Genomic DNA, 15,436 nt, shown 5'->3' with positions numbered 1-15,436 from the left:
TTTATCTCTCCTTTTCTTCTACAACAGGGTCAAAAGACGGCTCATTCGTTTGAAAGCCGACCGTAGTCAAATAGAACCACTCCCCATTTTCTTCCTGCGACGCATCGAGCTCAAAAATAAGAGCGCGAAACTTTCTCAGCCATTCTGCATATTTCTCTTTGCTCATTTTGACTTCGACTTGGGTCATGATAATCGGCCATTGCGTACGATCAGAAGAAGGAATTTGAAACGCCTCTTCGGGGGCATTAATCGCTCTGCGTCTGGCACGTCCAAGTACGCTAAGCGTCCTCTCGCGATAGTAATTCTCAACCTCAGAGACGTAAGGCAGCAGTTTTTCACTAGGAACAAAGCCGCGGGCTACTGCACGATAAAACTTTTGCAAAATACCATTCTTCAGTTCCGTACGAACGACCGAAATCAAGCCATGCTTCTCAAGCTCATTCAAATGATAATGTACTTTCGCACGTGCCATTCCCAGCAGTTTGGCCAATTGCTGACCGGTGTAAGCTTTCTCTATTAGATAAAGTAACACCTTAGCGCGAAGTGGATCACTTATCGTTTTCAATTGCTCAAGTTCTTCAATAATATAAACCGGTTGCAGCTTCATATGGACTCGACCTCCCTCTATTGTACCAATCTTGCCCTTAAACATGCGCTCATGGTCAACTCTTAATCTCTTAATGAGATTAATTAAACGACGGTCAAATCTTTTTAACCGTATCATAATGCGAAAAGGATTTCATGTCAATTGCAGTCTCGGCAAGCATGAATGTCCTCATTTCTTACCATTTCAACGCTTTAACGGATTAACGAAGTTAAGCTTTTCTCTATGGTAGCAAAAAGGGACGTTTCTGTCACCCATAAATGGTGGAAACGTCCCTCAATTTTATCGATAAATTTGGCTTCCTGCTTCACGGAATTCTTTGGACTTCTCCTCCATGCCGCTGTTTCGCGCGGACTCTTCATCAAGCCCTTGTGCGTGTGCGTACTGCCTTATATCTTGCGTAATGCGCATACTGCAAAACTTCGGTCCACACATGGAGCAGAAGTGCGCCGTCTTCGCGCCTTCCGCCGGCAGCGTCTCATCGTGGTACTCGATGGCGCGTTCCGGATCAAGCGAGAGATTGAACTGATCTCGCCAGCGGAACTCGAAGCGCGCCTTCGACAACGCGTTGTCGCGAATTTGCGCTCCCGGATGGCCCTTAGCCAGATCGGCGGCGTGCGCAGCGATCTTGTACGTGATGACCCCAACGCGTACGTCCTCTTTATTCGGCAGGCCGAGATGCTCCTTCGGCGTCACATAGCACAGCATCGCCGTGCCGAACCAGCCGATCATCGCTGCCCCAATGGCAGAGGTGATATGGTCGTAGCCTGGCGCAATGTCGGTCGTCAGCGGTCCAAGCGTGTAGAATGGCGCCTCTTGGCAAACTTCCAGCTGACGGTCCATATTTTCTTTGACCAGGTGCATCGGCACGTGGCCTGGTCCTTCAACCATGACTTGGACGTCGTGCTTCCAAGCAATTTTCGTCAGCTCGCCAAGTGTTTCCAGTTCGGCGAATTGAGCTTCATCGTTCGCGTCCGCGATCGAACCAGGGCGCAGTCCGTCACCAAGCGAGAAGGCGACGTCGTAAGCTTTCATAATTTCGCAAATATCTTCAAAATGCGTATAGAGAAAGTTCTCTTGGTGGTGAGCCAGGCACCATGCAGCCATGATGGATCCACCACGGGAGACGATACCCGTTACGCGCTTAGCTGTCATAGGGATGTAACGAAGCAGTACGCCCGCATGGATCGTGAAATAGCTAACACCCTGTTCTGCTTGCTCAATCAGTGTGTCACGGTACACTTCCCAAGTGAGGTCCTCTGCTTTGCCGTTCACTTTTTCGAGTGCTTGATACAGCGGCACCGTTCCAACAGGAACCGGGGAGTTGCGGATGATCCATTCGCGTGTTGTATGTATGTTTTTGCCAGTGGATAAATCCATAATCGTGTCAGCACCCCAACGGGTGGCCCACGTCATCTTCTCAACCTCTTCCTCAATGGAAGAAGCGACGGCGGAATTTCCGATATTGGCATTAATTTTCACAAGGAAGTTGCGTCCGATGATCATCGGCTCGCTTTCGGGATGATTAATATTGGAAGGAATGATAGCACGACCAATAGCAACCTCTTTGCGAACGAAATCAGCATCGAGATTCTCTCGAATCGCAATGTACTCCATTTCAGGTGTAATGATGCCTTGGCGCGCATAATGCATCTGCGTCACGTTACAGCCTTGCTTAGCTCGGAGCGGTCTACGGTGTAAACCTGGGAATATTTCAGCGGCCCCTTTTGCATCAGGAGTTGCGAGCCCATTATCTTCTGGCTTCACTTCACGTCCAACATAAGATTCAACATCACAACGCTCTTCGATCCATGTTAAGCGATTAGCAGGAAGACCCTGACGGATATCCGTTTTCAATTCTATGTCGGTATATACACCACTTGTGTCATAAACCTGCACAGGCTCATTAGCTACTTCTTCTCCGTGCAGATTTGTGGAGGTACCCAAAGAAATTTCCCTCATTGGCACTTGAATATCTGGTCTTGAGCCTTGTACATATACCTTTTTACTACCTGGAAATGTAGAAATTTGGACGTCTTTCACGGAACTACTATTTGTCGTTGTCATGCGAATTCCTCCTCTATTTGATGTTTCTAAGCAGCTCAGCTGCTGCTTCACACGGTGAGTGTGCGCTTGCAATCGCGCTGACTACGGCTACGCCATCCGCCCCTGCGCGGATGACGCGGGATGCATTCGCAGCATCGATGCCTCCGATGCCAACGAGCGGCAGCTGGATACCGCCTGCGCGGATCCGCTGGATGACGGCAGGCCCCTGGACCTCACGCGCATCCAGCTTCGTGCGCGTGGCGTATTGGGGGCCTACGCCCAGATAGTCGGCGCCTTCGGCGAGCGCCGCCCGGGCTTCTGCGAGATCGTGGGCCGAGACGCCCACGATCATGTTTTTCAGCCGCTGCCGCACGGCGGCGGCTGGGGCGTCTTCTTGGCCGATGTGAATGCCATCGGCCGCAAGCTCTAGAGCGAGCCCTTCATCATCGTTGACGATGAAGGGGATCGCGTGCTGCGCGCACAGGCGGCGCAGCCGCGCGCCTAGCTCGAGCTTCGCCGCCCCCTGCAGGGCTCCGGCGCCCTTCTCGCGGAACTGAAACATCGTGATGCCGCCGGCAATCGCGGCCTCCAGCACAGCATACGGGTCAGCCCCGCCACAGTTCGGACTGCCCATGACCAAATACAAACGCAGCTCTTTGCGCAGCTGCTCGCTATTCATCGTGCACCTCGAGTGAAAACATCCTCGTTGACGAAAATGTCATTTAAGTTAGCCGCATTAGCTTCAGCGTCCACAGCCCTATCACTCTTTAACTGCCCGCTAGCTGACGTGCTATCAAGCTCATTCGCCACCGAGCGTGCATTACTCGCTCTAACTCCACGTTGATAAGCCCAATGGTTCGTAGGCCCATGACCGCTGCCTATGTGTAATGGCTCCGCAATTGCAGCTTGAATGAATCTTTTTGCCAGTTGGATGGCTTCTTTCGTCGTTAAGCCCTGCGCAAGTCCCGAAGTGACCGCAGCAGCAAACGTGCAACCTGTGCCGTGTGTATGCTTGGTAACCAAGCGTCTGGACGAAAACTCCGTGAATGCCTTCCCGTCAAACAACAAATCAGTGGCATGCTCCGTATTCACTTCATGACCGCCTTTAATCATCACGTTCTTGCAGCCGTAGAGATGAATCCGCTTCGCAGCCTGCTGACGCGACTCGCTGTCCGTTATTTGCAAGCCGCTAAGCGCCTCAGCTTCAGGTATGTTCGGTGTAACTACATCGGCCAGCGGCAATAAAGAGTGAATCATCGCATCAATAGCCTCTTGCTGAAGTAAGGAGGCGCCGCCTTTAGCTATCATCACGGGGTCGACCACGACACGCTCCCACTTGTAGGTTTGTATCGCTGCAGCTACGATTCGTATAATCTCACCACTGAATAACATCCCTGTTTTGAGCGCATTGGGAGGTAAATCCTCCCCAATAGAGGCCAACTGCTGCTCGATCGCTTCAGCGCTCATTGGATAAACTCCTTGAACACCCAGCGTATTCTGCGCAGTCACCGCGGTAATGACCGACATCCCATAAACGCCCAACTCTTGGAACGTCTTCAGATCTGCTTGAATCCCCGCACCACCTCCGCTATCCGAGCCCGCGATCGTCAATGCTTTGTAAACAGACATCTTACTCCCCCTTTCAGCTTCAACCTCTACATGTCCGTCTTCTCAGACACAAAACAATTTCGGCTTACTTTAGGCTCAGTATCCGAGCCTATCTTAGTCAATGACGCACGTAAGCTCGTTTCCAAGCCTATACACTTATGCTCATTGCTTTCCTAGCACCATAAATGCGGAATACGACTAAACGCGACTAAAGCCCTCCATCGGACTGCTAGCCGATGCATACCGCTTCTTCGGAATACGCCCCGCTTCGAAGCCGGCACGTCCGGCTTCAATCGCCAATTTCATGGCATAAGCCATCTTGACCGGATCCTTGGCACCCGACACAGCGGTGTTGAGCAGCACACCATCGGCTCCCATCTCCATAGCTAGCGCCGCGTCCGAAGGAGCGCCAATGCCCGCATCGACGATTACAGGTACGGTTGCTTGCTCAATAATGAAGCTCAGGTTCAGCGGATTAATGATGCCTTGACCTGTTCCGATTGGCGATGCGCCAGGCATAATGGCATGAACTCCGAGGGCTTGCAAGCGTTTGGCTAAAAGAACATCATCTGATGTGTACGGCAGCACAATGAAGCCCTCCTCCAGCAGCATTTCCGAGGCTTTCAACGTTTCAACCGGGTCAGGCAGCAGCGTCATCTCGTCTCCAATAACCTCGACTTTGATCATGTCGCATAATCCGGAAGCCTTCGCTAGTCTCGCGATACGTACAGCTTCTTCAGCTGTTTTGGCGCCTGCTGTATTCGGCAGTAAAGTGAAATTCGATACATCCAGCATCGACAAGAAATTAGGCTGACTCGCTTCAAAAATATTCATACGCCGCACCGCAAACGTCAAAATCTGAGATTCACTAACCTCAACCGCCTGCTTCTGAATATTGAAATCGGGGAACTTTCCCGTGCCTAGCAATAGACGTGAACGAAACTCATAAGGACCGATTTTTAACATAAGAATTATCCTCCTCCAACAAAATGAACGATTTCGATTTTATGTCCTTCAGAAAGCTCAACATTCGCGTGATCTTCTTTTTGTAAAATGTTTTCATTATGTTCCACGACGAGCATTTTCTCACTCAAATCAAAATGCGCGAGCAGCTCCTCAATGGTTCGGATCGAATCTGGAATGTCTACGCTTTGCCCATTAATGTGCAGCTTCAATGCTGTACAGCTCCTTTCCTGCGGCTGACAATAGTTTCCCTTCACCCCGCCCGATCCGCTTCGATGCCCAGAAAGATCAGGACTAAAAGCATCGAGCAATGATCGCAAAGCCGAAAAGGTCTGTGCTCCTGTCTCTGATTCTGCCTCGGATCCTGTCCCTGGTCCTATTTCCGAACCCGTCCCTGATCTCGTCTCTGATCCGGAAACAATCTCAAACCCTAGCTCAAGCTCCGGCTGAAAGTTCTCCTCTCCCCCGCCCAAAACGAAATCCGCAATCACCTTACCTGTGATCGGGCTGAGCAAAATCCCATTGCGGTAATGCCCGCAAGCGGCATATAAACCATCGTACGCCGGCACTTTGCCGATGTACGGCAGCCCGTCTGCCGTCTGCGGTCGCAGACCCGACCAAGCTTTCTCCCACTCGGCTTCGCCCAGCGCGGGCATGAGCAGCCTCGCGCGATCCATCAGCTCAGCCAGCCCAGCCAGCGACACCTTGCGGTCGTAGCTGTTCGGCACTACGGTCGCGCCGACCAGCAGTCGTCCTCCGGCTTTCGGGACGATATAACACCCTGTCGTGAACAGGGTCTTTCTGGGCAACGGCTTCGTCGTAAGAACAGAGAAGCACTCGCCCTTTACGGGATACACCGGCAGGTCGACGCCGATACCTGCCATTAGCTGTCCGCTCCACGTGCCTGCCGCCACGACGACGTGGTCGCTATAGAGCGGACCTTCGCTCGTCATAACACCGACGACTCGGCCTCGCTCCGTCAGCAGCCCTTGGACCTGGGCGAATTCTTGCACCTTCGCCCCCAGCACCCGGGCTGCCTGCGCGAACGCCGCCGCCAGCAGCGGCGCCTCTACCTGCCCATCGCCCGGCAGGTATAAGGCTCCGCGCGTCGCCCCGCTCAAGGCGGGCTCGAGCTTGGCGGCTGCAGCTGCGCTCAGCCACTCCGCCTGCTCGCCCGCTGCGCGTTGGAGCTTCTCTCTCTCGCGCAGCTCTTGCTCTTGAACGTCGCTGAGCGCCACGTTCAGCAGACCTTCACGGACTAGACCGATGTCGATGCCCGTGAGAGCTTTCAGTTCCTCGCTCAGCTGGGGGAACATCGCTCGGCTTTGCCGGGCCCACTGGAAAAGCGGTCCTGTATCCTCCATCTCGGATTGTGCTCCGAGCATGCCCGCCGCCGCCGACGAGGCTTCCATACCAAGTCTTCCGCGCTCGAGGAGCAGGACAGACTGGCCTCGCTTTGCCAAGTTATAGGCAATCGAGGAGCCAATAACTCCGCCGCCTACGATGATTACATCGTTCATATGTTTCATTTATCCCACCTCCTTTCGCTCAAGCTCTCTGGTGTAAGCTTTCACTGCAGTTAGCGGGTCTTCCGCTTCCCATATCCCACTCATCACAGCTATACCGGAGGCTCCCGCTTCCAGAACTGGCCTCACCCGCTCATGTGTCATACCTCCGATCGCAATAATCGGAATTGTTACTTGGGCTGCTACATCACTGAGCGACTCCAACCCCCGAGGTGGGCTGCCCAGCTTAGAATTCGTAGGAAAAATATGACCGAACATCACATAATCCGCCCCCTCCCGCTCTCGCTGCTTAGCTTCCTCCACACTATGTATCGATACGCCGATCCTCTGCACTCCCTGACAGAATTCTCTTAGGGTTGAAAGCGGCGGGGTGCTGCCCTGGAGCTGTAATCCGCCTAAAGCTGCAGCCGTGACAATGGACGGGTAACCATTGACATATAGGCTTTTCGCCGGAATACCTGATTCGAGCAAAAACTGAACACCTAAGAAAATCTCGTCTAATGATTTCGTCTTTTCACGTATATGAATGGCCGTAACATAGGGGTGAATCTTTGCTGCAACCGCCGCCAGCTCTGTCCACGCTAGCTTGCCATTGGAAATGACATGCAGTTCATACCCAGTCATGAAGAGTCTCAACTCCTTTCTAGTGCTACTTATTCAGCTTAACTTTCCGGTTATAAGCATGTTTTTCATCACTACGGAGACACATTCCCACTTCACATTAACTTTAGCGATGAAAAACATCACTACAGAGCGAAAATCTCCTTATTTCAACCTCATATCCGGGTTATAAGCATGTTTTTCATCGCTACGGAGACACATTTCCCCTTCACACTAACTTTAGCGATGAAAAACATCACTACAGAGCGAAAATCTCCCTATTTAAACCTCATATTCGGGTTTTAAGCATGTTTTTTCATCGCTACGGAGACACATTTCCCCTTCACACTAACTTTAGCGATGAAAAACATCACTACAGAGCGAAAATCTCCTTATTTCAACCTTATATTACACTAACTTTAGCGATGAAAAACATCACTACAGAGCGAAAATCTCCTTATTTCAACCTTATATTCAGGTTTTAAGCATGTTTTTCATCGCTACRGAGACACTTTTCCTCTTACACTAACTTTAGCGATGAAAAACATCACTACAGAACGAAAATCTCCCTATTTCATCCTCATATTCGGGTTTTAAGCATGTTTTACATCGCTACAGAGACACTTTTCCTCTTACACTAACTTTAGCGATGAAAAACATCACTACAGTGCAGAAATCCAGATAGAATCGCAATTTAGGGCCCAGCCACTACTTTCTGTACCACACACGGTATGGAATGGGTTTTAATAATTTCAGGCACGAAAAAAACCACTTTTCCAAAGAAAAGTGGTTGTAGGTTGCGCCGCCTAATAAACATGCAAAGATGGGGCTCCAATGATCGTTCCACTTTCCTCCGCTGGTATGACCCAGTTCAGGTTCGAAGGGTTCAGATTGCTCTGTCTCAGCCTTGCGGCGCCCCTAGGGATTCATTCGTATGCAATTGTTAAATATCATAGCACGTCATCCATCACTTGGAAATAAAAATTTTTATTGAAAATTTTTACTCCTTTTTCTATTCAACAGATCTATCAGCAACGATCAAAATTCAATCGTTTTCCCCGTTTTTGCCGATTCATAAATGGCCTCCAAAATCTGAGTAACAACAAAGGCCTGCTCAGGTTTAACAAGAGGCTCCGTGTCATTGAGAATACTCTCCAGCCATTGTCTGGCCTCTTTCACACCTGGCTCTTCGGCACCTGTGTCGAAATAAGCGATGCCTCCGCCTGTTGTTGCCTTGGTTTCGACTAGCTTTCCGAACTTAGCGCTATTAAACACTAACTCACCTTTGCCCATTGCAGGGCTGCCTTTCATTTCCGCTCCGCCCTCTGTCCCGCACAGGGTAGTCATAGCTTCTCTGGTATCAGTTATATTCAGCGCCCAAGCGCATTCCAAGAATATCGTTGCCCCATTCTCCATTTTAATAAATCCAAAGGCTGAATCTTCTACTTCATAGGTTTCCGGATTCCATGGACCGAACAGATTGCCTTCGAACTTATCTCCTAATTTATGGAAAACTGAACCTGTCACCGATTTTGGCTTGTAGTTGTCCATGAACCAGAGAGATAGATCCAGCGCATGTGTGCCAATATCGATCAACGGTCCGCCGCCTTGCTGTTCTTTGTCCGTAAAAACGCCCCAGGTCGGAACTCCGCGTCTGCGAAGGGCATGGGCTTTGGCCATATAAATATCGCCGAACTCACCATGGCGGCATGCTTTGTACAATACCTGTGAATCGTCTCGGAACCTATTTTGGTAACCGATCGTTAATTTTCTTCCTGTCTTCTTGCTTGCCTCTAACATCTTTTTAGCTTCAACAGAATTGATAGCCATCGGCTTTTCGCACATGACATGCTTGCCCGCCTCCAACGCAGCTACCGTTATGAAGGAATGTTGGAGATTGGGAGTCAACACATGAATAACGTCTATAGACTCATCTTGCAATAATTCCTTATAGTCCAAATAAACTTTGGCCTGTTCCGTCCCAAATTCCTTTGCAGCTTTCACGGCCCGCTCTTCAACGATATCGCAGAAAGCAACCATTTCGCCTAAATGGGTGAGTTTGGCTAAAGAAGGCATATGCTTTTGGTTGGCAATGCCGCCGCAGCCTATAATTCCGATTTTTAATTTAGCTGATGACATGATCGAACACTCCTTATGATCAAATTCGGCATTAAGCGGCTCTATACATACTTTTGCAAAACTTTTAAATCATTCTCTATACTTGTAAATTTATCGTCGCTTATACCCTCATTTTCAACAAAGGCATATTGGATAGTGCCCATTTCTTTTATTTTGTCGTAGGTGGCTTTGAAGTCTATTGCGCCGGTTCCAAGATCCACAAAGTCACCTGCTTGTATGTATCCCTTCCCGCGATATAGCTGCATCATATCCAAATCTTCATCACCTGGCTGGAGAGCGTCAAATACGTTTAGAATGACGATATCTTTATTTAAATCTTTCTGATGGACGATATCACATCGGCTGCCTAGTTTCTCAAGAATGGCCATGGGATCAAGTCCTGCGCGCATAACCCAGACCAAATCCAACTCAAATTTGACATAGGACGGGTCCGTATTTTCAACTAAAATATCGTATAAGGTCGTATCTTCCCATCTTTTGAATTCATGGAAGTGATTATGAAAGTAAAATTGCAATCCGTTTTCCTTGCATTTTTTTCCGATTGCATTCAATTGTTCTGCGGTTTTCAGCGTATCTTCACGATTTTTGATCCAGGCAGACGGCAATACAATTGCTTTACAACCAATTTCAACATTTTCTTTAATTAACTGATCCCAATTCTGGGCATCTTGATCCAGTCGTTCATGGGCAGCTATGGGCTTAAGCCCTAGTTCATCCAGCTTATTTTTGATGGTTTGCAAAGGGAATGAATCACTGTATCGGACGCCTGTCATAAAATTGGTGGTGATTAATTCCACATTGGTATAGCCTGCTGCAGCTACCTTTTCAAGGGTGCCAAAATAGTCGTTGTTTAGGGCCTGAAAGACTGAAAATAAATTAACGCCAATTGAAATGCTCATTTTAACTGCTCCTTTTGTGTTAAATTTTGGACGTTCCGAAACTTATGACTCGCTAGCCTTTCTTGCCGAGGCTTGCTTCTAAACAGCGTCCATACGAGAGGAAGGCCAACTAATACGATCAACGTCGCCACGATATATACGTCATTGGAGCTCATCGTGAAGGCTTCCGCCTTCAGCAACTTTCGCTGGGCTTCCGCAGCCCCATCTAGACCAAGCGCTTGGTTGTGTACGGACAACCGTGATGCCATAAGTGAAGTAAACAACGCGATGGAGAAGGAACCGAAGACTTGGCGGATCCAGTTATTCACCGATGAAGCGTGACCGGACAGTTCACGCGGGATGGCCTCCATACCGACATTGGTAAGCGGCATGATCGTTAACGAAAGCCCGATGTAGCGTATGGTTAGCCACAGAGTGATGTACCATTGCGATACGTTCACATCCAGATGGCCTATAGCTAACGTTCCAACCGCAATCAATAGAATTCCAGAAACGATCAGCCATTGCGGGGCTATTCTCATATACAACTTGCCGACGAGCGGCATCACACCTGCCATCGCAAGTGTGGCCGGAAGTAAGATCAAACCGACCTCCAGCGCGGATGCCCCCTGAACGTTCTGCAGGAACACCGGTATCAAATAGGTGCCTGAATACAAGTTGAGTGTAATAATGGCCAGCACGGCAAGGCTAACTGTATATTTCACATTGACAAATACCTTCAAATTCAAGAGTGGCTCGGGGACCGTCAATTCTCTCCGAATGAAGCACCCGAGCATCAGGAAGCCGAAAGCGAGCAGCGATAACGTTCTCCACGAGCTCCACCCCCATGCATGCGCTTCACTGAAGGCGATCAGGAGGGAGCCGCTGCTCAGATTACGGTACCCAAGCCGGGCAAATCGAACGTTTTCGGTGTATTCAGTTTGTAATAGGGAATAAGCCGCCAAGCGACTGCAACTGCCGCAATGCCGAACGGAATGTCCATGAAGAACAGCCATTTCCATTCGAACTTTCCGATCAGCCATCCTGCCAATAAAGGTCCGAACGCGGGCGAAAGCATCGTTGACAAGGTCCACATGCTGAGCGCAAACGCCTGCTTTGCTCGGGGAATCACCTGATAAAGGATCGTCATCGTAGCTGGCAAGATCATCCCGCCAAATATACCCTGTATAATTCGAAACGCAATTAACGATTCTATATTCCATGCGAAAGCGCAAAGCCCTGAAATCAGCGTATAGCCAATAAGCGCAGCAACATAAAGGTACTTGGTGCTGATCTTTTCCCCAAGATAGCCGGTGACGGGCGCTACCACTCCGGTTGCCAGTAAGTAGCCCGTCATCGTCCACTGCATAGTCGTCAAATCGGTACGAAATTGCTTCATCAGAACGGGGAACGCTACACTTATCGAACTCATTCCGAGTGTCGCCAGGACGGACCCGAAAAAAATCGCGGTCATTACCGGTACAAACGGTATGTTTCTCTCCTGTATTTCTGTAGGGGACATGCAGCTGCTCCTCACAAAATACTACTTATTGGTTTTCGCCCATTCATCAAGCTGCTTTTGCTTCTCAGCTATAATTTTGTCCATGCCTGAAGCCTTCATTTTGCTTATAAATTCAGGCAAGTTTTTATCCGGATCCAGCGTACCGGTTTCCAAACCTAATTTAAACTGGTCCTTCACGCTTTGAACAGCGGCCACTTCCGTTTTAACTGGATCGACTGTGAAGCTGAAGCCGAGCGCTTTTGATTTTTTGGATGATTTGTTGAAATCAGCCTGATCTTTCCAAAGACTAACAGGATCCGTTTCCCAGATGTAGGAAAGGAATTGATTGCCCCACTCCCATCCATGATTCGGGCTATAGGTGGCATTCTGTGTATCGACGCCATTCGGAAAGCTGATCAAGTCACCCTTTTTGACGTAGTGCTTTCCTTCAATGCCATAGTCGATCAAGTTGATCAACTCTTTGTCGGAGTAAAGTAAGTTGAGGAACATCATGGCTCTCTCCGGATCCTTCGAGTTTTTGGCGATACTGAACATGACGTTTGCAATCGACGACGTAGAAGTGACAGGTGGGATAATGCGAGCTGCAACCATCGGTGTGCCCGTCAAGATGGCTTCCTTCGTTTCATAGCCAGGCTTCATATGCACTGTAAAGGAAAAAGCTTTGCCTGCCTTCACAAGGTCTTCAGGGCGGATTTTGTTTGTAGCGATATCTTTCGGGATATAGCCGTCCAGATACCATCTTCTGACCATTTTCAATAGATCGGAATATGGCTTCGATTCAAACCAATTGACTACCTTCAGGTTATTATCATGGTCCGGCAGCACGCCATTATCATCATTCAATGGGTCCATAAAGCCAGGTGCAATGGACGCGATATAGGACGTACCCCCGCCTTCCGGAACAATAGCCGCCATATTCGGCTCATTATCTTTGACGACCTTGAATACGGCATCCAAATCATCAAAGGTTTTGATCTTGCTTAGATCAATCTTGTATTTATCAACAATATCTTTGCGCATCAGGATGCCGTAGTCAGCTGCCCAGTCACGTACGCTAGGTATGCCATATAGTTTACCGCTGGCCATCGTCGCTTTTTGAATCTCCGGTGTGACGACCTTGGCAATATCCTGTCCATATTTCTTAAGCAGATCCTCTAAAGGAACGAGCTGTCCTTTTGCCGCTTGCGTACCGTAGCCAAGTGCTGTCAAAGTGACTAGCAAGTCCAAATTTTCATTGCTCGCAAGCATCAGATTGATTTGTTGCTGATACGCAGCAGGGTCAATAGGCACAAATTTAACCGTTGCATTAATTTTCTCTTTGGTTAGTTTGTTAACGGCATCCTGGACCTCCTGCAGATCCTTGTTGTTACCAATTTTATAGTAGGCCACTGTTAGTTCATAAGGTTTTAAGTCCGACTTCGCCTTTCCTGTTTCTCCTGCCGCACTTGGTGCGGTTGTAGCCGCAGAGCCACCGCTACCGCTGCTGCATGCCGTCAATAGAAGAGAAACGGCTATCATTCCCGCTAGCGCTGTTTGGACGTTTTTTCTATTCCCTCTCATTTCGTAGCCTCCCTGTTTTATATTCTATTTATGCTAACCGGCTGATGCCGAGTATAGCCTAGCCTTTGACTGCTCCAATGACGAGACCTTTGACGAAATATTTTTGGAAAAAAGGGTATGCGATCAGCAATGGAATAGTCCCAATAACCGCCATAGCCATCCGGACCGATTCCATCGGAATGTTACTGCTTGCAGCAAGTTCCGTCGTGCTGCTGCTCGCGTTGCTTGACAAAAATTGCGCGTTTAACAAAATCCGATTTAACAAGTTCTGCAAACTGAACAGCTTGCTGTCGGTCACATAGATTAATCCGTTGAACCAGTCGTTCCAATAGCCGATCGTTTGCATCAATCCGACCGTAGCCAGAATGGGAAGGGAGAGCGGAAGCACGATCTGGAAAAAGATTTTAAATTCCCCCGCCCCGTCAATGGATGCTGATTCAATAACCGGGGTTGGGATTGAAGTCATAAAAAAGGTTCGCATAATCAGCACATAAAATCCGTTGGATAGCAAACCGGGAATGATTAAGGCCAGCAGTGTGTTTTTCATATCGAACACTTGTGTATACACCAGATAGGTGGGGACCAGGCCTCCGTTAAACAGCAGTGTGAAGAACACAATAAACGAGAGCGGCTTGCGAATCAGCATATCCTTTCTAGATAATGGATAGGCGCACAGGGCAGTAATTGACAGCCCTACAAACGTACCAACTACCGTAACTAGGATGGTTATGCCGTAAGCCCGAAATATGTTGGAGGAATCGTTCCACAAAAATTCGTACGCTGCCAAGCTGAATTTACTCGGTAGGAAGGAATACCCTTCTGATACAATGGTCATTTCATCGGTAAAAGAAGTAATCACGAGAAGAAAAAACGGAAGAAGACAGAGACAAACAATGCCAATAAAGAAAACATGAATGATCGCTTGGTACAGTTGGCTTTTTACTTTCAATTGAATTCCCTCCTTATTAAAACAAAGCGTTATCGCTGTTTCGCTTGCTCACCACGTAATTCGAGATGAGTACGAGAATGAATCCCACAACGGATTGATATAGGCCCGCTGCCGAAGACATGCCAATGTCGCCTAATCTTAGTAAAGCCCTATAGACATACGTATCGATAACGTTGGTTGTAGGAAAGAGCGCGCCCGTATCAAGCGGCACTTGATAGAACAATCCGAACTCCGAGTAAAATATACGACCAATTTGCAGCAGCGTCATAATCACGATTACCGGAGCGATTAAAGGGATTGTAATGTTCGTGATCTGCTGCCATTTACTCGCTCCGTCAATCCTGGCCGCTTCGTAATATTCAGGATCGATTCCGATAATCGCCGCTAAATAGATGACACATAAGTATCCAACATGCTTCCAAATGTTCACAAAGGTCAATATATACGGCCAATATTTGGCTTCGCTATACCATGAGATTGGTTCCATTCCAAGCATAGGCAGGACTTGTTTATTAATGTAACCGGTTTCTCCACTTAGCATGGCAAGCACCAAATAACCAACAATAACCATAGAAATCAAATAGGGGATGAGAATGACGCTTTGGTAAAACCGGGCAAATAATTTCTTCTTCACTTCATTCAGCAAAATAGCTACGCCGACGGCGATGATCAGATTAATGATAATAAAAGCCGAATTATATAGAATCGTATTTCGGGTAATCAGCATGGCGTCGGAGGTTTTGAACAGGTACTCGAAATTTTTTAATCCTACCCAATCACTGGCCCAAATTCCTTTCGTAAAGTTAACGTCTTTGAATGCGATAACCAAGCCAAACATCGGCAAATAGTTGTTGATGATTAGATAAATGATTTCGGGTATGACCATCACAAACAGTGGGGCATACCTCCATAGCTTTCTCAGTTTTTTTCTGGTTATTGATGTCGTTGCCGTTATCCCAGCAGCTGTCGCGGTCGCTGTATTTGTCCTAGTTGTTGTCGTTGTCCCCACATCGTTCCCCCCTCATCCGTTATACTTTCATC

General features: G+C 48.5%; 13 protein-coding genes, 1 pseudogene and 1 riboswitch. All 14 genes and pseudogenes read right to left on the bottom strand.

The window, feature by feature from the left end; translation table 11 throughout:
• Position 1 precedes the first annotated feature (1 nt).
• A complete protein-coding gene (locus ASD40_RS15755) occupies positions 2–607 on the bottom strand; it encodes an ArsR/SmtB family transcription factor (RefSeq protein ID WP_057304182.1) in 606 nt (201 codons plus the stop codon).
• Positions 608–886: 279 nt separating this feature from the next.
• A complete protein-coding gene (thiC, locus tag ASD40_RS15750) occupies positions 887–2,671 on the bottom strand; it encodes a phosphomethylpyrimidine synthase ThiC (RefSeq protein ID WP_057304181.1) in 1,785 nt (594 codons plus the stop codon).
• A gap of 13 nt (positions 2,672–2,684) precedes the next feature.
• Positions 2,685–3,329, bottom strand: coding sequence for a thiamine phosphate synthase (gene thiE, locus ASD40_RS15745; protein ID WP_057304180.1), 645 nt, complete (start codon positions 3,327–3,329; stop codon positions 2,685–2,687).
• Positions 3,330–3,490: 161 nt separating this feature from the next.
• Positions 3,491–4,279, bottom strand: a pseudogene (gene thiD / locus ASD40_RS15740) (bifunctional hydroxymethylpyrimidine kinase/phosphomethylpyrimidine kinase); the annotation flags it as partial.
• Between the two features lie 177 nt (positions 4,280–4,456).
• Positions 4,457–5,224 (bottom strand): thiazole synthase, encoded by a 768-nt coding sequence (locus ASD40_RS15735; RefSeq protein ID WP_057304179.1) that lies wholly within the window; start codon positions 5,222–5,224, stop codon positions 4,457–4,459.
• Positions 5,225–5,229: 5 nt separating this feature from the next.
• Positions 5,230–6,741, bottom strand: a complete 1,512-nt coding sequence (thiO, locus tag ASD40_RS15730) for a glycine oxidase ThiO (protein ID WP_235549281.1) — start codon at positions 6,739–6,741, stop codon at positions 5,230–5,232.
• Positions 6,742–6,750: 9 nt separating this feature from the next.
• A complete protein-coding gene (locus tag ASD40_RS15725; RefSeq protein WP_057304178.1) occupies positions 6,751–7,371 on the bottom strand; it encodes a thiamine phosphate synthase in 621 nt (206 codons plus the stop codon).
• A gap of 807 nt (positions 7,372–8,178) precedes the next feature.
• Positions 8,179–8,277: riboswitch (TPP riboswitch) on the bottom strand.
• A gap of 108 nt (positions 8,278–8,385) precedes the next feature.
• Positions 8,386–9,486, bottom strand: coding sequence for a Gfo/Idh/MocA family protein (locus tag ASD40_RS15720; RefSeq protein WP_057304177.1), 1,101 nt, complete (start codon positions 9,484–9,486; stop codon positions 8,386–8,388).
• A 41-nt stretch (positions 9,487–9,527) separates the two neighbouring features.
• Positions 9,528–10,385, bottom strand: coding sequence for a sugar phosphate isomerase/epimerase family protein (locus tag ASD40_RS15715; RefSeq protein ID WP_057304176.1), 858 nt, complete (start codon positions 10,383–10,385; stop codon positions 9,528–9,530).
• Positions 10,382–11,329 (bottom strand): MFS transporter, encoded by a 948-nt coding sequence (locus tag ASD40_RS38630; RefSeq protein WP_235549276.1) that lies wholly within the window; start codon positions 11,327–11,329, stop codon positions 10,382–10,384. Before ASD40_RS38630 ends, ASD40_RS15715 begins: the two co-directional genes overlap by 4 nt.
• On the bottom strand, positions 11,254–11,886 hold the full coding sequence (locus tag ASD40_RS38625; protein ID WP_063870783.1) for an MFS transporter: 633 nt from the start codon (positions 11,884–11,886) through the stop codon (positions 11,254–11,256). The genes ASD40_RS38630 and ASD40_RS38625 overlap by 76 nt, the downstream gene beginning before the upstream one ends.
• Before the next feature lie 21 nt (positions 11,887–11,907).
• A complete protein-coding gene (locus tag ASD40_RS15705) occupies positions 11,908–13,446 on the bottom strand; it encodes an ABC transporter substrate-binding protein (protein ID WP_057304175.1) in 1,539 nt (512 codons plus the stop codon).
• 58 nt (positions 13,447–13,504) lie between these two features.
• A complete protein-coding gene (locus ASD40_RS15700; RefSeq protein ID WP_057304174.1) occupies positions 13,505–14,395 on the bottom strand; it encodes a carbohydrate ABC transporter permease in 891 nt (296 codons plus the stop codon).
• Between the two features lie 16 nt (positions 14,396–14,411).
• On the bottom strand, positions 14,412–15,281 hold the full coding sequence (locus ASD40_RS15695) for an ABC transporter permease (protein ID WP_082562244.1): 870 nt from the start codon (positions 15,279–15,281) through the stop codon (positions 14,412–14,414).
• Positions 15,282–15,436: the final 155 nt, after the last annotated feature.

Origin of the sequence: Paenibacillus sp. Root444D2 (assembly GCF_001426375.1) — a bacterium.
Taxonomy (GTDB): domain Bacteria; phylum Bacillota; class Bacilli; order Paenibacillales; family NBRC-103111; genus Paenibacillus_E.
The sequence above is the reverse complement of the archived record's forward strand: the minus strand, read 5'-3'. Positions and strand labels throughout refer to the sequence as shown.

Excerpts from the sequence above, each read along its gene's own strand:
- ASD40_RS15755 (WP_057304182.1), bottom strand. The coding sequence starts at position 607 with ATGAAGCTGCAACCGGTTTATATTATTGAAGAACTTGAGCAATTGAAA.
- thiC (WP_057304181.1), bottom strand. The coding sequence starts at position 2,671 with ATGACAACGACAAATAGTAGTTCCGTGAAAGACGTCCAAATTTCTACA.
- thiE (WP_057304180.1), bottom strand. The coding sequence starts at position 3,329 with ATGAATAGCGAGCAGCTGCGCAAAGAGCTGCGTTTGTATTTGGTCATG.
- ASD40_RS15735 (WP_057304179.1), bottom strand. The coding sequence starts at position 5,224 with ATGTTAAAAATCGGTCCTTATGAGTTTCGTTCACGTCTATTGCTAGGC.
- thiO (WP_235549281.1), bottom strand. The coding sequence starts at position 6,741 with ATGAACGATGTAATCATCGTAGGCGGCGGAGTTATTGGCTCCTCGATT.
- ASD40_RS15725 (WP_057304178.1), bottom strand. The coding sequence starts at position 7,371 with ATGACTGGGTATGAACTGCATGTCATTTCCAATGGCAAGCTAGCGTGG.
- ASD40_RS15720 (WP_057304177.1), bottom strand. The coding sequence starts at position 9,486 with ATGTCATCAGCTAAATTAAAAATCGGAATTATAGGCTGCGGCGGCATT.
- ASD40_RS15715 (WP_057304176.1), bottom strand. The coding sequence starts at position 10,385 with ATGAGCATTTCAATTGGCGTTAATTTATTTTCAGTCTTTCAGGCCCTA.
- ASD40_RS38625 (WP_063870783.1), bottom strand. The coding sequence starts at position 11,886 with ATGTCCCCTACAGAAATACAGGAGAGAAACATACCGTTTGTACCGGTA.
- ASD40_RS15705 (WP_057304175.1), bottom strand. The coding sequence starts at position 13,446 with ATGAGAGGGAATAGAAAAAACGTCCAAACAGCGCTAGCGGGAATGATA.
- ASD40_RS15695 (WP_082562244.1), bottom strand. The coding sequence starts at position 15,281 with ATGGTCATACCCGAAATCATTTATCTAATCATCAACAACTATTTGCCG.